This window comes from Shinella zoogloeoides, assembly GCF_003574625.1.
In the GTDB taxonomy this organism is placed as follows: Bacteria; Pseudomonadota; Alphaproteobacteria; order Rhizobiales; family Rhizobiaceae; genus Shinella; species Shinella zoogloeoides_A.
Window position 1 is genome coordinate 338,836 of sequence record NZ_QNUJ01000001.1, and the last position, 16,670, is coordinate 355,505.

Here is a 16,670-nt window from a genome sequence, read left to right on the forward strand (position 1 = left end):
GAGATGAAACAGAACCTCAAAGTTGCCGTCTACCAGAGCGACGCCCAGGCGAATTGTTCGCCTGAGGCGCGGCTCGCGGATCTCGAGCGGGCGCTTGCCAATAGTGCCCGCTCTGCGGATCTGGTCGTATGTCCGGAGCTCTTTCTCTCCGGCTATCGGGCGGGGGAGCGGCATCGCGTGCTCGCCCAGCCCGCCAGTGGGCTTTTTTCAGATGCTGTTATCGTGCTTGCGGAAAGGCATCGTTGTTGCATTGTCTACGGTTATCCCGAGTTGGCGGATGGCCTGGTGTTCAATTCGGCCGCAGCCATCGGAGCCGATGGGAAGCTTCTCGCGAACCATCGCAAGACACTTCTGCCGAATGCATACGAACGGACGTGGTTTACGCCAGGAGATCATTTCACCACGTTTTTCGTCGGTGACTGGAAGGTCGCACTCATCATTTGCTACGAGGTCGAGTTTCCGGAAATTCTGCGCGAGACTGCGCAGCAAGGTGCTGACCTCGTTGTAGTGCCAACGGCGCTGACGAAGAATTGGGGCGTCGTGGCTCATCAGGTGGTACCGACGCGGGCATTTGAGAACGGGGTCTATCTCGCTTACGCCAATCACGCAGGTGAGGAACACGACCTTTCGTATCTCGGGGCGAGCTGCATCGTCGGTCCGCATGGAAACGATCTCGCACGGGCAGGTGCGTCTGAAGAGTTGATCATCGCTGACTTGGACGCGCGATCTTTGCAAGAAGCGCGCGCCGTTCTTCCCTACCTAACGGATTGCAGACGGATCACTCAGTTGCGCTTGTCCGCGTAGCAGAAATATGCTGATCGGCGCGCCCGCAGGGGCGCGTCGGGGAACGATAAGAATGCGCCCGAAGAGGCGCAAACGGATGACCTGCACGGTCGCCTATATTCGCGAAAGCGCCAGAGCCGGCTCGTCGAGAACGAGCGTTAAGCGAGCGGATGCAAATGCCGCTGCGTATTGGCTCCAATGTACTGGAGGAAGTCTTGATCACCGATAGCAATGCCGAGACGCGCCAAAGCGCAGCGGGACCGTCAGCACAGGCCGGCGATGCGATTGTCCGCTTCGTGAATGTTCAGAAAACATATGATGCCGAGCGTCTTATTGTCCGCGACCTCAATCTGGATATCGCTCGCGGTGAGTTTCTGACGCTTCTCGGGCCATCGGGATCTGGCAAGACGACGACCCTTATGATGCTTGCGGGCTTCGAGCCGGCGACGCATGGCGAGATCATGTTGAACGGCAAGTCGATCAACCGTGTGCCTCCGGACAAACGCGGGATTGGCATGGTGTTTCAGAACTATGCCCTGTTTCCACATATGTCCGTCGCGGAGAACCTCGCATTTCCGCTGCAGGTGCGTTCAATCTCGAAAGCGGAAATTGAGGACCGGGTCAACAAGGCGCTTGACATGGTGGAACTCGCCGGCTTCGGTTCGCGTCGGCCGGCACAACTCTCCGGCGGGCAGCAGCAGCGTGTGGCAGTCGCGCGTGCGCTCATCTTCGAGCCTGAACTCGTCTTGATGGATGAACCGCTCGGCGCGCTCGACAAGCGTCTGCGCGAGCAGATGCAATACGAGATCAAGTCGCTGCATGATCGGCTCGGGGTCACGGTCGTCTACGTGACGCATGACCAGGGCGAGGCGCTGACGATGTCCGATCGGGTCGCGGTCTTCAATGATGGCGAAATCCAGCAGCTCTCGACACCGTCCGAATTGTACGAGAAACCCGGCACGGCATTCGTCGCTGACTTCATCGGCGAGAACAACAGCCTCACCGGCGTGGTGGATCTACGGGACGAGACTGGAACCTGCACGATCACGCTTCCGAACGGGCAGGGCGTGAAGGGTGTTGCAATCGGCGGACTGCGTACGGGAGACGCGGCTACGCTCTCCATCCGACCGGAGCGTATTCGTCTCGACCCGGCGGCCGAGGGTGACAAGATTTCGGCCCTCGAGGCAACCGTAGACGACCTGATTTACCATGGGGATCACGTCCGACTCCGCCTGGCGGTGACAGGACAGAGTCCTTTGGTCGTCAAGGTGCCGAATGACGGTCAGAGTGCGCTGTTGAGGAAGGGCGCCACAACTCGGATCGGTTGGCTCGCGGAAAACTGCCGCGCCTTCAAGCAGCAAGGTGGACGCCATGGATGAGGCTGTTCTCTCCCCAGGTGAGCGAGCTTTGCTGAAGAAGCAACTGGCATCGGCCCTCCGCCGCCAGAAGCTGCGGGCATTCCTGCTGGTGGTGCCGCTTCTGATCTTCGTGCTCGCCACGTTCATATATCCGATTGCGGGAATGCTGGTACGGAGCGCTTACAGTCCGGAATTCGGAAATGAAATGCCGCGGACCGCGCACGTGCTCGCCTCATGGACGGGGCCAGCGCTGCCAGACGAAGCGGCCTTCGAGGCATTGGTGCTCGATATTAAGGATAGCCAGTCTCGGCAGACGACGGGCCGCATCGCAAACATCGTCAACGCGGAAATGCCGGGCGCGCGCAGCCTCATTATGAAGGTAGGTCGTGGTGTGGGCGACCTGCACGCGCCATATCGCGAGTCTTTGGTTCAAATGGATGACGGCTGGTCCAAACCGGGCGTCTGGCAGACACTTCAGAGCCTTTCGGCTCAATATACCGGACGCTTCTACTTGGCTGCGCTCGATCTGCAGACCGATCCACAAGGCGCCATCGTCGCACAGCCCAAGGACAAGCGCATCTATGTGCCGCTGTTCCTGCGCACCTTCGCGATCGGCGCCCTCGTCACCCTCTGCTGCTTGCTGCTGGGCTTTCCTGTCGCCTACTGGTTGTCGGTCTTGCCTATGCGCTATGCGAACCTGCTGATGATCCTCGTTCTGCTGCCGTTCTGGACGTCGCTTCTCGTCCGCACCACGGCGTGGATCGTGCTACTCCAGAGCCAGGGTGTCATAAACTCGTTCCTGGTCTGGACGGGCGCGATCGATGACGGCAACCGTTTGCCGCTAATCTTCAACAGCACCGGCACGATCATCGCCATGACCCACATCCTTTTGCCGTTCATGATCCTCCCGCTCTATTCGGTCATGAAGACTGTTCCGCCCTCCTACATGCGCGCAGCGCGGTCACTCGGTGCAAACCAGGTCACGGCATTTGTGCGCATCTACCTTCCGCAGACGAAGCCTGGGGTTGCTGCTGGTTGCCTGCTCGTCTTCATCCTGTCGCTCGGCTACTACATCACGCCGGCCCTGGTCGGCGGCGAGAGCGGCACGCTGATCTCCAACATCATCGCCTATCACATACAGAAATCGCTCAACTGGAGCCTAGCTGCAGCCTTGTCCACGTTGCTGCTGGTGAGCGTTCTCCTGCTGTATTGGGCATACAATCGACTGGCTAAGGTCGATGGTTTCAAGCTGGGCTGAGGAGAAGAATTCATGTCCCTGCCGGTTTATGCGCGTCCTTGGGAACGTCTCTGGTATTACGCATTCAGAATGGTCTGCATTCTCATCCTCCTTTTCCTGGTGATCCCGGTTCTGGTGATCATTCCGCTGTCCTTCAACGCCGACCCGTACTTCACCTTCACCGAAGGAATGCTGAGGCTCGATCCTCAGGCATTTTCGCTGCGGTGGTATCGCGACGTTTTCCAGAACGGCATGGTCAACCCCGATAGTCCGATGATGAGCTGGACGTGGCTGACGGACGTCTGGCAGAACAGTCAGTGGATTCATTCGGCCAAGAACAGCTTCCTCATCGCGCTCGGCGCCACGGCGCTCTCGACGGTGCTTGGAACGCTGGCGGCACTGGGCCTTTCGCAGGCTACCATGCCGGCAAGCAGGTTCATCACGGCATTGCTCATTTCCCCGATCATCGTGCCGATCATCGTGACCTCCGCGAGCATCTATTTCCTATTCGCCAGCCTTGGGCTGACCAACACCTATATCGGCGTCGTATTAGCGCATACCGTGCTCGGTACACCGTTTGTCGTCATCACGGTGACGGCCGCGATGGCGGGTTTCGACCGCAGTCTTATCCGAGCGGGCCAGATGCTCGGTGCGCGGCCGCACACCGTCTTCTTCAAGATCATCATGCCGCTGATCATGCCGGGGGTCATTTCGGGTGCGCTCTTCGCGTTCGGCACGTCGTTCGACGAGGTGGTGGCGGTGATCTTCCTCGCCGACTACGACCAGCGCACCATACCGCGCCAGATGTGGGCGGGTATCCGGGAGCAGATCTCCCCATCGATCCTCGCGGTGGCGAGCATTCTCGTCTGCCTTTCGATCCTGCTCCTGACCGTCGTCGAATTGCTGCGCAGACGCGGCGAACGTCTGCGAGGACTGACGCCGGCATAAAGCGACCGTTCTGGAACGACGGATGAAGTGGAGTGTTTATGAAGCCGACAATAGGCGTTATCGGGACGGGCGATTTTGCAACCTACCTGATCGGCGCCCTGCGAAAGGGCGGCCATGATGGGCGTATCCTGCTTTCGCCCTACAGCCACAAGAAAGCCGAGGCACTTGCCGAGCGGCATACCTGCGAAGTGGCTGCCGACGAAGAGCGCATGCTTGCGGAGTCTGACTGGATCGTGCTGGCGGTGCGGCCCGAACAGTTGGACGCCGCGCTGGCGAATCTTTCGCTGCTGCCCCGGCATGTGGTGATCTCGGCCGTCGCCGGCACAACGATCGCGCGGCTGCGCGCGAAGCTTGGAGAGGATACGCCGGTGGTGCGCATCATGCCCTCCAGCTATATCGATACCGTGAGTGGCGGCGTCATCCCGATCTACCCGTCCTCCACCGAGGTCGAGGCCGTTCTGCGCACGGGCGGGACAGTGGTGACATTCGACAGGGAGGAACAGTTCGAGCTCTCGCTGGCCGGTGCCTGCCTTTCCGGTTGGGTATACCGTTTTGTCGGCACGCTTGAGAACTGGTTCGTGGAGCGGGGGCTGTCACAGGAGCAAGCACGGCTCATAGTCGCGGGCAATATCGCCGGTGCGGCCGGCTATGCCATGGCGCTTCCGGCTGCGAGCCTGGCGAAGATTTCTGACGGGATTGCGACCGAGGGCACCTTCACGAAGGCGGGGCTTGATCACCTGCTCGACCGCGAGGCGGCTTTGCTCTGGCGGCAAGCGCTTGATATTGTCTACGCCAGATTGAGCGCTTAAATGGAAGTGCATTTTATGGCGAAAAAGGATTCCGGTGAAAACGCTTGCCGGAACGGCGGAACAACCGGAATACGATATGAATTCTTCCAGCGATGTTGAACCAAAGAAGGCTTCAGCCTCGTATATTCACGATTTGCTGCGGGATCGGATTTGCTCGTTGGAGTATAGACCCGGGCATATGCTTCGGGAGAATGATGTTTCTGCAGAATTCAGTGTCAGTCGAACGCCTGTCCGAGAGGCTTTTCAAAGACTGTCCCTTGCCGGTCTGGTAGAAATTCGCAACGGGATAGGCACGTTTGTCACGCAGTTCGATTCCGAGCAGATCGAGTCGGTTTTCCAATTCCGCTCCGAAATGGCAGCGCTCATCGGACGAATGCAGACGCGAGACGCCACGGATGACGACATTAAGATCCTCGAAGCCCTTCTTGAGCGCGCTCGAAAATTGAAAGACCGGTTCGATGTTGACGAACATTGGAAGATTAATCACGAACTCCATTTCGCCATAAGTAGCTTGGTCCTCAATCCGGCTTTTCTTGAGGTTTGGCACAATCTCTATTTTCAAGCTGCGAGAGCGTGGTATGACGTGTCGCGGTTGATCTCTGCCGACGCGATCCGATTGCTATGTTCGGAAATCACGGAACTTTTGACGGCTCTGACCGAAAACGATCGTGCCGCAATCGGAAGTATCAGGCGCAACTACATCAACTATTTTCGGCGTCGGATCGTAGATGTAGCATAGTTCGGCGGCTAAAATGACCTCTCAACGGACGTCGCCCTCATCTGCGACACTGTAAGTAGCTACCCGCGACAAGCCATACGAGATGTGGTTGCGTTGCACGAACCCGACGGCGCGAAGGTCGCGAGCGCGGAGGGCGCAACACAGTTCATCGACCTCGTTCTTCAGAAAGAGGACTTCTTCATCCCACATGCGATCGATGAAAATGTACCAGGCGCGAGACGCCTGATGGTACAGGCGGTCGTGGACCTCCCGCATGGCAGAGTTGTTGATCAGCGCGTTTACGGCCAAATGCAGGATGTGGTTTACCTGCCAAAATTGCTCGGTATCTCTTTTCCGAAGAAGGGCTTCGATGCGTGGTACCAGTGGCTCTATCGCCTGGAGGGCTTCGTCGGAACGGTCTACGGCGCCGAAGTCACCAATCATCTCGCTGAGCCGCAGGCGAAACGCATAAACATCCTTGAACTCGCGAAAATCGACGCCGGTAACGGTTGTACCGACGCCGTTCTTCGTCTCGACGAGCCCTTCATAGTCGAGGCGCTGGAGCGCCTGACGAACTGGCGTGCGGCTGACATTGAATTCGGCCGCTAGTTCCGCCTCGACGAGCAGTTCACCAGGCCGATAGGTGAGCAGGCAGATTCGGTCGCGAAGAACGCGGTGAATCTCCATTGCCTGCCCACGTATGGGTGGGCGAGGAGCCTTCGGTTTCGCTCCGCCAATTTGCTCGAACATCAGAAGTCCTTGAATAGCCGGCCGTATCGGTTGTGCTTGTCCCGCACCCCGGCAAGCCGCATGCAGTCCCACATCATGGCCTGGTTGCTTGTGACGACAGGCTTGCTGGTTTCCTGCTCCAGCGCTTCGATGATATCGACGGAACGAAGCGCGCCGCAACTGATGAATATGGCTTCAGCTTCGGGCCGATCAACCTGTTTTGCGAATTCAAGGATGTAGTCTGGCGTTACGCGAACCATGTCTTCGTCGTTTTCGATGGATAGCCCTTCGATATGGAGTACGTCGAAGCCCCGCTCCTCCATGTAACGGCGTTCGATTTCGTTCACCGGGTCAACGTAGGGCGTGGCGACTACGATCTTTTTTGTGTTCAAGGCCTCCAGGCCGCGCATCACTCCAGAAATGATGGATGTGGGCTTAGCACCAGGGGCGCCGCGGTTGAGTTCTGCAAACACGCGGTCTTCTCCAATCACCACGCTTCCAGAGGTGCAGGCGTAGCAGATTGTATCCAACTGTACATCAGGGGTGATGAGTGCGGCGGCATCACCAATACCGGAAACCATGCTCGCCAACGTGTCGACGTCGATGCGGTTCGCCATCGGAGCACGCTGGAAATGTACGCCCACACCGTCAGGCGCCAGCTTGAACATGTCTTCCTCGATCGTTTGTTCCATCGCGAGGAGGACAAAACCTAGTTTTGCCTTGTGGTGCCGACCGGCGTCGAAGCGGATGCCGCCGCGCCCTACATGATCTTCAATCGTACCAGTGCGTGTCATTCATTCCTCCACCTTTCTGTAAAGCTGTACATAGCTAACCTAAGGAGAGCAAGAGCACACGACAAAAGTTTGGAAAAAATGAGAAAAATGTCCCGGAAACATAACAATTGGTGGAATGCTGCATACAGCATAGCGTTTCTGAAGGGAGAAGGGCGAATGCGCAAGGAATCTATCTCGATCTTTGCCGGCCGCTGCTGTGTTGCTGCCGTGGAGTTGTGGCACGCGCCTCTTCAAAGCGAAGCTCGCCGCTCGAACTGCATCCGAGGTGTGAATGTTCGGGTGGAGTAGATGGAACAACAAACTATTGCCGTGGTTTTCGTCGCGACGCAGCTGGTGGTGCCACTTGCGCCGGCAATGCCAGATGGATCGAGATCGACGATGGCGGCTGACAAGCTCTCAACCTCTGAAAAGAAGCGGAGTTTCAAGCAGACGAAGGAACCGAGCGGATCGGTGGAGTTCAACCCGTCGAACCGGCGCGCTTCTCATCCAGAAACACGACGCCACGCGTCTTCATTACGATCTCCACCTCGACCTCGACGGCCTGTTCAAATCCTGGGCGATGACCAAGGGGTCGTCGCTCGATCCAAGCGACAAGCGGTTGGCGGTCGAGGTGGAAGATCACCCGCTTGACTACGGCGGCTTCGAAGGCACGATCTCGAAGGGCCAATATGGCGGCGACACGGTGATGCTGCGGGACCGAGGCTATTGGGAGCCGGAGGGCAATAAGTCACCGGAGGAGGCGCTTTAAATTCATGCTGCACGGTAAGCGTCTGCAGGGCAGTTTCGTACTGGTTCGGATGCGTCACGACCGCGACGGCGGCAAGCGCACCAGCTGGCTGCTGATCAGCACCATGACGACCATTCCGTCGAGGAGAACGGCGCGGCTGGCGAGGACGATCACAATTAGATCGCCGCACTTTTGAAAATCGGTAGCAGAATTACGGATTCGTATCCTCCCAGACCTGAGCGGAAATCTCCATCCTGATTCGCTTAAAAAAACTGCCCGATGCGCACACCGGGCAGTTGATAATTGGTCGAGTACGTGACGGAAATTATCGCGAAGCGTATTCCGCCTCGTTGGCTTTCGTCACCAGCTCGAACGGTACCCAGTAGACCGGCTCGACGGCCTCGCCCTTCACCATCTTGGTGACGGCTTCGACGGCCTTTTCGCCTTGCCCCTTAGCATTGTGGAAGACGGTGATATCGAGGTTTCCTTCGGCCATCTGGTGGAGCGCTTCGCCCGTTCCGTCGATGCCGGCGAAGACGATGGGCTTCGGGTTGGCGCCGGCGGCGATCGTTGCGAGGATGGCCCCGATCGCCATTTCGTCGTTGTTGGCGATGACCCCGTCCACATGCTCGCCCGAGGAAAGGATGTTGGTCATGATGTCGCTCGCCTGCTGGCGCTGATAGTTTGCACTCGGCTTCTGAATGACTTCGATATCCGGGTATTTCGCCAGCACCTGATCGATTCCGCCCGTCCGGACAGTTGTGGTGTTCACGGCGAGCTCGCCCTGGAAAATCACGACGCGGCCCTTGCCGTTGAGCTGCTTGGCGAACTCCTCGGCCTGCATGACGCCGGAGGTCCGCTCGTCGGAGCCGACATAGATGACGTTCTGCGGCAGGTCCTGATCCGGCTTGCGGGCGACATAGATCAGCGGGATGCCGGCGGCTTGTGCCGCGGCCGTCATCGGCTGCGTTGCGGACGTGTCGACGGGCGAGACGATGAGGGCCTTCACGCCGGAAGCGATGAGGTTGTTCACCTGGTCGGCCTGCTTGCTGACGTCGCCCTGGGCGTCTTCCGCCTGGACGCCGAAGCCGGCCTTCTCGGCATTGGACGTGATGCTGTTTCGCAGATTGGTGAGCCAGACGTCGTCGAAATAGGGCATCGACACGCCTATATCGTCGGCGCGTGCTGCAAGGGTGGAACAGAACAGTGTCGCGGCGGTCGCGGCGGCGAAGGCCACCTTGTGCAGATTTAGCATTTCTCCTCCTTCGGCAGGTCTCCTCGCCTGCCAATTGTCAAAACAGGATCAGCTAAAGCGCGATCGATCGGAAAAGCAATCAGTCTGATATTTTTCGTCTCAGTCCGTATCCATTCTGCTGTAGGACTATATCAGGATGTGTCAGAAGATGCTTTCGGCAGTCGAGGTGACGAACGGTAGGATGATTTCTGCGCGTCCGCGATCGGTTCGGTCGGTGTCGGCCGCTTCCAGCATAGCGGCAACGAGCCTTTCTGCGAGATCAGCCAGGGGGTGGCTGAGTGCGACCGCAAGGCTACCTTCCATGAGGGCCTGGCGCGTTTCGTCGTTCAGCTCGCAACTGATGAGGTGAGGTGTCTTCCCGTCAGCCTCCCGGATGGCCCTGACGGCTCCCCTGATGCCCCCGCCCGTCACATAGATCGCGGTCAGGTTCGGATGCCGGCGCAGCAGGTCCGAGGTCGCATCATAAGCGCCAAGGTCGGTCTCGTGGGTGGTAACCGCCTCAAGGACCTTCAGGGACCGCGCGTGTTCGCGCAGATAAGAGCGGAATCCCATTTCCCGCTGCTCCTGGCACACGTGCCGGTGTGTTCCCATGAGGATCGCGACCTCGTTTCCCTTGCGCTGCAGGTTGTCGGCGAACCAGGCCGCGGCCCTGCCGAATTTGCGGTTATCCAGCCCGACATATCCAGCCCGGCCGCTTGAGCTGATGTCGGAGACGGCGGTGAACACGGCAACGCCTCTGTCCGCCAGTTCATCGACAGCGCGGTTGACGAGCGGGTGATCGGCGGAGGTGATGGCAATGGCGTCGAACGTCTCGCCGAGTTTTCTTAGGGTATTGGCGATGATGAGAGGGTCGAGATCCTCGATATGCTCGACATGGGCGACGACGCGACTGTCCGCGCGGGCGCCGCTCGCCTCCCGGAAGCGCATGCCGAGTTCCTTGTGAAAAGGCATGCTCTCCTGCTGGACGATCATTCCGAGACGCTTGACCGGGAGGTCCCCCTTAAGGTGGCTACGGATGGTCGCCGTGCCGTAGAAGCCGATATTTTCCGCGATGGCGAGGACGTGCTGCATCATGTCGCCACGGACCTGTCGTCCGGACAGCACGCGGTTGACGGTCGATACGCTGACGCCGGCTTCCCTGGCCAGATCGGCGATTGTGACACGCTTCATCTTGAAACTTTCTGAAACAAATAGTTCGGCTGTTTGGCATGTGCTGAGCCGAAAAGTATCACGCTGGTTGCCCTCCTGGCAATGCGCTGCGAATATTGACCGACATCAATTGGAGGAGTGACGCCATGCTGTTCAAAAAGCGGCCTGAAAAATACGAGCTCTCGAAGGCCTTCGACGCCAATTCCGACCTTGAGGTCGCCGATCCCCAGGAGGGGGAATGGTGGACCTTCGACATCAAGCGGAAGGACCTGAAGCTGCTGATGAAGCGCGAGGATCGCCGCCCCCTGATCAACTATCTCACATGGTTGGCGCTCCTCGCCGCCTCAGGCGTACTGGCCTACCAGACGCTCGGCACCTGGTGGTCGATCGGCGCCTTCCTGCTCTATGGCACCATCTATAGCTCTAGCGACCCGCGCTCCCACGATCTGGGGCACGGCGCGACGTTCAAGTCCCGCCGGCTCAACGCGATCTTCTGCAATCTCTGCCTCTTCATGACGATGAAGGAGCCGGTCGACTGGCGCTGGCGGCATACCCGCCACCACACCGACACGATCCATGTTGGCCTCGATCCCGAAATCCTGGTGACGCGGCCCGCCGATCTCCTTAAGGTAGCGGCCGACTTCTTCTTCCTGGTGCAGGCCAAGGGTGAGCTCAAGGGAATTGTCCTGCATTCCCTCGGCATCGTCACCAGCGACGCCAGGTTCTATGTGCCGCGCAGCGAATGGCGCAAGATGTTCTGGTCGAGCCGGTTCTATCTCGCCTGCATGCTCGGCACCGTCGGCTATTGCGTCGCGGCGCAGACCATCGTGCCGCTGCTCTTCATCTGGGGGCCGCGTTTCTATGCCAACGGGTTCTATTTCTTCGGCTTCCTGACGCAGCATGCCGGCCTTGCGGAAGATTCCTACGACCATCGCCAGAACACCCGCACGTTCCGGATGAACCCGTTTGCCGAGTTCCTATACGCCAACCTCAATTTCCACATCGAGCATCACGTCTATCCCTCGATCCCCTACTATAACCTGCCCGTGCTGCACGGCATGGTGAAGGAGCAGCTACCCCATACTTATCGCAGTCTCTTCGAGGTCATGCGCGAGGTTCTGCCGGCGCTCTGGCGTCAGGCGCACGACCCTGGCTACTTCGTCGTCCGCACGGTGCCGGGCCGAGCCCACCGCGAGGAGAATACATTGTTCCCGAGCGGCGTCGCGCCGGCCGAATGAGAAAGGAAGGAGGACGTCCATGTCCGGAAATTGGATCAGGGTCTGCGCCGCCGACGAGATCGATGAAGAGGACGTCGTGCGCTTCGACGCGGGCGGTCGTACCTACGCCGTCTACCGCAGCGCGGACGACGACTATTTCGCGACCGACGGCCTGTGCACGCACGAGCGCGTCCACCTCGCCGACGGGCTCGTCATGGGCGACATCATCGAATGTCCCAAGCACAACGGCCGCTTCAACTACAAGACGGGCGAGGTGAAGGGCGCGCCGGTCTGCATCAATCTCAAGACCTATCCGGCAAAGGTCATCGACGGCGACGTCTATATTGCCGTCGGCGACTAGGAGGGGCGGGTGATCTTCAGGGAACATGTGCGCTGGGAGATGCTGCGGCCGGAGGAATTCCTCGCCCGGCAGAATGCAAGGCCCGTCGTCTATCTGCCGATGGGCCTGTGCGAGCCGCATGGCCATGTGGCGCCGTTCGGGCTCGACACGATCAAGGCGGACTGGCTCTGCGACATGGCGGCGGAGCAGTTCGGCGGCATCGTCGCACCCACGATGGCCTATCATGTCCACGAGGTGGGCTATCATGCCCCCTGGCTGCGCGAGGTGATGGGCGGGGTCAATCCGCGGCTGGCGGCCCTGCCGGCCCATCTCCTTCTTGAGACGCTGTTCTACCAGTTCCGCGCCTTCCGCAATGCCGGCTTTTCGGGCGTGGTCGTCGTCAGCGGCCATCACGGAAGCCAGGAAGACCTGCGTATGGTGGCCGGGGCCTTCTCCGCCGCCTTCCCGATTGACCACTTCGTGCGGACGGATCCGGAGCTGGTGACGGGCGCCTTCACGGGAGACCATGCCGGCCGTTACGAGCTTTCGCAGCTGCTGCATATCCGTCCGGACCTCGTCGCCATGGACCGCGCCGGTCGCGTCCGCACCGACCCCCTCGGCCGGTTCGCGCAGAACCCCGACGTGGCGGAGGCGAGCGCCGGGGAGGGCAGGGCGATCCTCGATCTGTCGCTGAGGGCGATCGGCGATGCGGTGGAGGCCTTTGGCCTCCGCCCCTCCGGTGAATTCGTTTCGATGGAGGCGGCCGGGCAGGTTTGGGATGCCGTCGCCGCGCGGCGAGCTGACTGGGCGACGGCGGGTTGATCCGCCTCCCGCGACGGTCAGGGGGCGGGAGCTGGGTTCGCGCTGGTCGATTTCCGGACGATCAGTTCCGGAACGACGAGGCTGTGCGTCGCGGACGTCTTCTTTCCGGCGATGCTCTCCGACAGGGAGAAGAGCGCCTGCGAGGCGAGCTGGTGCACGGGCTGCCGCACGGTCGTCAACTCGATGGTCGCCGTCGCCGAGAAAGGCATGTCGTCATAGCCGACGAGAGATGTCGGCAGGCACGCGGTACCCGTTCCGGAAGAGGTAATTGAGCACGCCGATCGCCGTCATGTCGTTGGCGGCTGCGCCGGGCAAAGAACGTCGCGCAGCCGGACCAGCCGGCATCGATCGAATAGTCGCCGCGCACGATGAGCGGCGTCAGGCCGTGCGCCTGCATGGCCGCGACATAGCCCTCACGCGGCGCCCGGCGCCTGTGCCGTCGATGCAGGCGATCCGCCCGTGGCCGACTCCTCAGCCGGGCCGTGCCATCTGTCGCAGAAGGCCAGGGAAAGCGGCCCTTCTCCAGGACCTTGTAGTAGAGGCAAAATCCCTGACCATCCCAAAACAGCAACTTGATGCGATCACCACGGCGGCCCCGGAATGCGAAGATCGAACCGGACACGGGCTTCTGGCGAAGCGACGATTGCACCAGCGCCATCAGGCCATCGATCCCCTTGCCTATGCCCGGTCTGCAGTCTCTAAAGTGACGCTGCCGAGACAATTCTCTGGAGCCGATCCACAGATTATCCTTGAGCAAAGTCGAGCAAGTGGGTGTGCTGCTCTTCGGTTAGCGGTCGGATTTTTTTGCCGTCTAACATAAGAAACAGTTTAGCCGTTTCCTCCAGTTCTTCGGTTGCATATTGTGCTTCACGCAGCGTCTTTCCGGCGACGACCGGGCCGTGATTAGCGAGCAGGATGGCATGGTTATCCCTTGCCTTGAGCGAGACCGCTTCTGCCAGTGCATGATCGCCCGGCGGGTAGTAGGGAACGAGCGGCAACCGTCCGACCCGCATCACGTAGTAGGCCGTGAGCGGCGGCAGCAGATCCTCAGGGTCCAGCCCGTCCAGAATACTAGCGGCGACGGCATGGGTGGAATGAAGATGGACCACTGCCGCGGCCCCTTTGCGCGCGCAATACACGCACTGATGTAGGAAGGCTTCCTTGGTGGGTCTATCCCCGCCAACATGTACGCCGTTGGCGGAAAACTTCGACAGGCGCGCGGGATCGAGTGTGCCGAGCGATGCATTGGTTGGCGTCATTAGCGTTTCGCCGGTCGACAGACGGGCGCTGATGTTGCCGGTCGAGCCGAAGGTGAAAAGCCGGTCGAACAGCGATTTCCCCACTTGGACAATTTCGTCGCGCAGGCGGGTTTCTTCGGAAAGGAGTGCGGTCATGAAAGAAGGTTCCAAGCTTTGGAGAAGAAGTCGATGGTACCGAAATTGCCGGACTTGAGGGCAAGCGCCACTGGCTTTGCGTTGCCGAAGCTTAATGTCCAGGGGACACCGGGATCGATCTCCGGCCCAATCAACAGCGCGGAGACGCCCAGTGCTTTGACAACGGCCCCCGAGGTTTCTCCGCCAGCCACCACGAACTGGCTGAACCCGCGCGAGCGTAAGGCCATCGCCACATCACCGAGGAAGCGTTCGATCAATGCGCCGGCCTTTTCACGGCCAAGCCTGTTCTGGGTGAACCGCACGACATCCGGGTCAGCGCTGGAATAGATGAGTGGAATGGCGGCGTGTTGGGCGACTGCCCAATTAATTGCATTTTCCGGCGTCAGGGTGCCCGAGGCGATGTCCAGGGGGACGATTTGGAAGGTGGGAGTGCCATTTGCGATTGTCGCTTCTATCTGCTCGCGTGTTGCCTGGGAGCAGGAGCCCGCCAACATGACGGCGCGGCCCGCAGGGGCGGCGAACGATGCAGTCTTCTTGCGCGTCGCGAGCACGCCTGCGCGGCGGAAATTCTCCGGCAGGCCGAGTGCAATGCCGGAGCCACCCGTCACTAGTCCGACGTCGGCAAGAGCCTCGCCGATTGTCCTCAAGTCGTCGTCGCAAATGGCGTCAACCACTAGAATGCGGGTGCCGGCTACCACCGCTCTTGCAAAGGCTTCCCTGATCGCCGCGCTTCCACGCATCACGACGTCCCGGTTGATGAGATCGACCGGCAGGTGCGTCTGGGCCTGCATCAGCCGGACTAAGTTCGAATCCGTCATCGGGGTCAGAGGGTGGTCCTTCATCGAACTTTCCGAAAGAAGCACGTTGCCGACAAAGAGGTTGCCGCGATAAACCGTGCGACCATTCGTAGGAAAAGCTGGGCAGACAACTGTGAACGGTTCGCCCAGCGCCGCAAGCAGTGCGTCTGTGACGGGGCCGATGTTTCCCTCTGGAGTGGAATCGAACGTCGAGCAGTACTTGAAGATAACTTGCCGTACATTGGACGTGCGAAGGCATGCAAGCGCGGCAAGTGACTGGCTCACCGCCTCGTCAGCCGGAAGGGTGCGCGACTTTAGAGCAAGTACCACTGCCTCGGCATCGCCGAAATCGAACCCCTCTTGCGGAACGCCAACTACTTGAACGGTTCGCATCCCCTCCCGTGAGAGAGTGAGGGCAAGATCGGTGGCACCAGTCAGGTCGTCGGCAATGGCTCCGAGGAGCATGTCATTCTCCACTGCATATTGGTTGCGCGGTGCGTTCAGCCGTCGAGGCCCGGATAGACCGCGTAGAAATCTGGCTGCGCGCATGCCATTTTCGGATTGCCGCCGAATGCCGGCTTTTCGTACCATGGCTTTCCGTAGCTCTTCAGGCTTGCCTGAATGGTATCAACATAAGGCAAGCCTCCCTCGCGGAGTTTTGCGCGAAACCCGGCAAGGTCCGGATAGGCTTCCGTCGAACTCCACCAGATGGCGCGACCCGCGAGGTAGCCACTAGCACCGGCGCGGAAGGCGTAGGTCAGAATCCGCCGGAAGGGCTCCATCCCGGCTCCTGCAGATAGCATGACCCAAGGCCGGTCCAACCGTTTGTCGATCTGGTCGAACCAAGCCTGTGTTTGACGCATCTCCTCACTGTCATCTTCCGGTGCGACAATGACCTTTGCCGGAATTGGCGATTCCAGCTTGAAGATATCAATGCCGTACCGTTCCTTTCGGAACTCCTCGACGGTTTCGATGACCATCTCTGGTCGCTTGTTTTTATCTTCGGAATAGGAATCCGTGTTACCTTCGGCGCCGAGCGGATAGACAAGTGGCTCCAGAAGGAAGGCGATGTCGTGCTTGCGGCACTCGCGCCCGACCATCTCGACAAAATCCTGCTGGTGACGAAGCACATCCGGTGAGGCATCGGGGCGATACCACAGCATCACCTTGACGCCATCAGCACCGAGTCGCTTGATTTTCTCGACCGACCAGTCGGGATAAGCAAATGTCTTGCGGCCGCCGGATGTTTCCTCGCAAGCCCATTGCTCGAGCGTGATAAGCAGGCCCTTGCCGGGATCGAGCGCCCCATGCCCATAGGGATACGCATAACCGGGATCGAGCAGCATGGCTGAAGCGCCACCGGAAAGTTCCTCGATCAGGACTTTTTTGAATTCCCCGACTTTCTCGTAGGGAGCCGTCGAAAGGCCAAGTCTTTCGGAAACAAGCGCTTCCACGCCCGGACGCTGATCGACGGCGACCATCTTGAAGAAGCCATCCTTGTCGGCGAGGCGACGCATGCACCAAAATTTTCCTGCGGAAAGTTCCATCTTCGTCCTCAATCACTTTGGGTCGGCCGAACATCGCGGCTGCGCG

General features: G+C 59.7%; 18 protein-coding genes and 1 pseudogene. 10 read left to right on the plus strand and 9 right to left on the minus strand.

The window, feature by feature from the left end:
- Window positions 1-3: 3 nt before the first annotated feature.
- The 6 genes from DSD28_RS01640 to DSD28_RS01665 all read left to right on the plus strand — a co-directional run bounded on the left by DSD28_RS01640 (window position 4) and on the right by DSD28_RS01665 (window position 5,874).
- On the plus strand, window positions 4-804 hold the full coding sequence (locus tag DSD28_RS01640) for a carbon-nitrogen hydrolase family protein (RefSeq protein WP_119254611.1): 801 nt from the start codon (window positions 4-6) through the stop codon (window positions 802-804).
- 155 nt (window positions 805-959) lie between these two features.
- On the plus strand, window positions 960-2,162 hold the full coding sequence (locus DSD28_RS01645) for an ABC transporter ATP-binding protein (protein ID WP_119254954.1): 1,203 nt from the start codon (window positions 960-962) through the stop codon (window positions 2,160-2,162).
- Complete coding sequence (locus DSD28_RS01650) at window positions 2,155-3,399, plus strand: ABC transporter permease (RefSeq protein WP_119254955.1); 1,245 nt, start codon at window positions 2,155-2,157, stop codon at window positions 3,397-3,399. Before DSD28_RS01645 ends, DSD28_RS01650 begins: the two co-directional genes overlap by 8 nt.
- 12 nt (window positions 3,400-3,411) lie before the next feature.
- Window positions 3,412-4,326: an ABC transporter permease gene (locus DSD28_RS01655; protein ID WP_119254612.1), complete on the plus strand. Its 915-nt coding sequence runs from the start codon at window positions 3,412-3,414 to the stop codon at window positions 4,324-4,326.
- A gap of 38 nt (window positions 4,327-4,364) precedes the next feature.
- Window positions 4,365-5,135: a pyrroline-5-carboxylate reductase family protein gene (locus tag DSD28_RS01660; protein ID WP_119254613.1), complete on the plus strand. Its 771-nt coding sequence runs from the start codon at window positions 4,365-4,367 to the stop codon at window positions 5,133-5,135.
- Between the two features lie 34 nt (window positions 5,136-5,169).
- Window positions 5,170-5,874 carry a GntR family transcriptional regulator gene (locus DSD28_RS01665; protein WP_162911180.1) on the plus strand — a complete coding sequence of 235 codons (705 nt, stop codon included), beginning with the start codon at window positions 5,170-5,172 and terminating at the stop codon, window positions 5,872-5,874.
- A 21-nt stretch (window positions 5,875-5,895) separates the two neighbouring features.
- Here DSD28_RS01665 and DSD28_RS01670 read toward each other — a convergent pair whose 3' ends face one another.
- On the minus strand, window positions 5,896-6,603 hold the full coding sequence (locus DSD28_RS01670; RefSeq protein ID WP_205536135.1) for a GntR family transcriptional regulator: 708 nt from the start codon (window positions 6,601-6,603) through the stop codon (window positions 5,896-5,898).
- Window positions 6,603-7,376 carry a maleate cis-trans isomerase family protein gene (locus DSD28_RS01675; protein WP_119254616.1) on the minus strand — a complete coding sequence of 258 codons (774 nt, stop codon included), beginning with the start codon at window positions 7,374-7,376 and terminating at the stop codon, window positions 6,603-6,605. Before DSD28_RS01675 ends, DSD28_RS01670 begins: the two co-directional genes overlap by 1 nt.
- Before the next feature lie 378 nt (window positions 7,377-7,754).
- On the opposite strand from DSD28_RS01675, the pseudogene DSD28_RS01680 reads away from it, so the two are divergent.
- A pseudogene (locus tag DSD28_RS01680) lies at window positions 7,755-8,262 on the plus strand (DNA polymerase ligase N-terminal domain-containing protein); the annotation flags it as partial.
- Window positions 8,263-8,428: 166 nt separating this feature from the next.
- Here DSD28_RS01680 and DSD28_RS01685 read toward each other — a convergent pair.
- On the minus strand, window positions 8,429-9,358 hold the full coding sequence (locus DSD28_RS01685; protein ID WP_119254617.1) for a substrate-binding domain-containing protein: 930 nt from the start codon (window positions 9,356-9,358) through the stop codon (window positions 8,429-8,431).
- A 141-nt stretch (window positions 9,359-9,499) separates the two neighbouring features.
- On the minus strand, window positions 9,500-10,528 hold the full coding sequence (locus DSD28_RS01690; protein WP_119254618.1) for a LacI family DNA-binding transcriptional regulator: 1,029 nt from the start codon (window positions 10,526-10,528) through the stop codon (window positions 9,500-9,502).
- 125 nt (window positions 10,529-10,653) lie between these two features.
- On the opposite strand from DSD28_RS01690, the gene DSD28_RS01695 reads away from it, so the two are divergent.
- Genes DSD28_RS01695 through DSD28_RS01705 form a run of 3 tightly spaced genes read left to right on the plus strand, consistent with a single transcriptional unit; the run spans window position 10,654 to window position 12,886 of the window.
- The gene (locus tag DSD28_RS01695; protein ID WP_119254619.1) at window positions 10,654-11,745 is read left to right on the plus strand and encodes a fatty acid desaturase; all 1,092 of its coding nucleotides are present in this window, start codon (window positions 10,654-10,656) and stop codon (window positions 11,743-11,745) included.
- Between the two features lie 19 nt (window positions 11,746-11,764).
- The gene (locus DSD28_RS01700; RefSeq protein ID WP_119254620.1) at window positions 11,765-12,085 is read left to right on the plus strand and encodes a MocE family 2Fe-2S type ferredoxin; all 321 of its coding nucleotides are present in this window, start codon (window positions 11,765-11,767) and stop codon (window positions 12,083-12,085) included.
- Between the two features lie 9 nt (window positions 12,086-12,094).
- Window positions 12,095-12,886, plus strand: coding sequence for a creatininase family protein (locus DSD28_RS01705; protein WP_205536136.1), 792 nt, complete (start codon window positions 12,095-12,097; stop codon window positions 12,884-12,886).
- A gap of 17 nt (window positions 12,887-12,903) precedes the next feature.
- On the opposite strand, the gene DSD28_RS01710 is transcribed toward DSD28_RS01705, so the two are convergent.
- The 5 genes from DSD28_RS01710 to DSD28_RS01730 are packed head-to-tail and all read right to left on the minus strand — an operon-like array spanning window position 12,904 to window position 16,624.
- Window positions 12,904-13,155 carry a substrate-binding domain-containing protein gene (locus tag DSD28_RS01710; RefSeq protein WP_348627889.1) on the minus strand — a complete coding sequence of 84 codons (252 nt, stop codon included), beginning with the start codon at window positions 13,153-13,155 and terminating at the stop codon, window positions 12,904-12,906.
- Complete coding sequence (gene tnpB, locus DSD28_RS26130) at window positions 13,062-13,643, minus strand: IS66 family insertion sequence element accessory protein TnpB (protein WP_348627885.1); 582 nt, start codon at window positions 13,641-13,643, stop codon at window positions 13,062-13,064. The genes DSD28_RS01710 and tnpB overlap by 94 nt, the downstream gene beginning before the upstream one ends.
- Entirely contained in the window at window positions 13,630-14,280 is a 651-nt protein-coding gene (gene otnC, locus DSD28_RS01720; RefSeq protein WP_119254622.1) for a 3-oxo-tetronate 4-phosphate decarboxylase, read from the minus strand. Before otnC ends, tnpB begins: the two co-directional genes overlap by 14 nt.
- Entirely contained in the window at window positions 14,277-15,542 is a 1,266-nt protein-coding gene (gene otnK, locus DSD28_RS01725; protein WP_119254623.1) for a 3-oxo-tetronate kinase, read from the minus strand. The genes otnC and otnK overlap by 4 nt, the downstream gene beginning before the upstream one ends.
- Window positions 15,543-15,577: 35 nt before the next feature.
- Complete coding sequence (locus DSD28_RS01730) at window positions 15,578-16,624, minus strand: tagatose 1,6-diphosphate aldolase (protein ID WP_119254624.1); 1,047 nt, start codon at window positions 16,622-16,624, stop codon at window positions 15,578-15,580.
- Window positions 16,625-16,670 lie beyond the last annotated feature (46 nt).

Bases quoted from the DNA above. Each gene is read 5' to 3' on its own strand.
- DSD28_RS01700 (WP_119254620.1), top strand. From the start codon at position 11,765: ATGTCCGGAAATTGGATCAGGGTCTGCGCCGCCGACGAGATCGATGAA.
- DSD28_RS01640 (WP_119254611.1), top strand. From the start codon at position 4: ATGAAACAGAACCTCAAAGTTGCCGTCTACCAGAGCGACGCCCAGGCG.
- DSD28_RS01660 (WP_119254613.1), top strand. From the start codon at position 4,365: ATGAAGCCGACAATAGGCGTTATCGGGACGGGCGATTTTGCAACCTAC.
- otnC (WP_119254622.1), bottom strand. From the start codon at position 14,280: ATGACCGCACTCCTTTCCGAAGAAACCCGCCTGCGCGACGAAATTGTC.
- DSD28_RS01675 (WP_119254616.1), bottom strand. From the start codon at position 7,376: ATGACACGCACTGGTACGATTGAAGATCATGTAGGGCGCGGCGGCATC.
- DSD28_RS01645 (WP_119254954.1), top strand. From the start codon at position 960: ATGCCGCTGCGTATTGGCTCCAATGTACTGGAGGAAGTCTTGATCACC.
- DSD28_RS01650 (WP_119254955.1), top strand. From the start codon at position 2,155: ATGGATGAGGCTGTTCTCTCCCCAGGTGAGCGAGCTTTGCTGAAGAAG.
- DSD28_RS01655 (WP_119254612.1), top strand. From the start codon at position 3,412: ATGTCCCTGCCGGTTTATGCGCGTCCTTGGGAACGTCTCTGGTATTAC.
- DSD28_RS01695 (WP_119254619.1), top strand. From the start codon at position 10,654: ATGCTGTTCAAAAAGCGGCCTGAAAAATACGAGCTCTCGAAGGCCTTC.
- otnK (WP_119254623.1), bottom strand. From the start codon at position 15,542: ATGCTCCTCGGAGCCATTGCCGACGACCTGACTGGTGCCACCGATCTT.
- DSD28_RS01685 (WP_119254617.1), bottom strand. From the start codon at position 9,358: ATGCTAAATCTGCACAAGGTGGCCTTCGCCGCCGCGACCGCCGCGACA.
- DSD28_RS01730 (WP_119254624.1), bottom strand. From the start codon at position 16,624: ATGGAACTTTCCGCAGGAAAATTTTGGTGCATGCGTCGCCTCGCCGAC.
- DSD28_RS01690 (WP_119254618.1), bottom strand. From the start codon at position 10,528: ATGAAGCGTGTCACAATCGCCGATCTGGCCAGGGAAGCCGGCGTCAGC.
- DSD28_RS01670 (WP_205536135.1), bottom strand. From the start codon at position 6,603: ATGTTCGAGCAAATTGGCGGAGCGAAACCGAAGGCTCCTCGCCCACCC.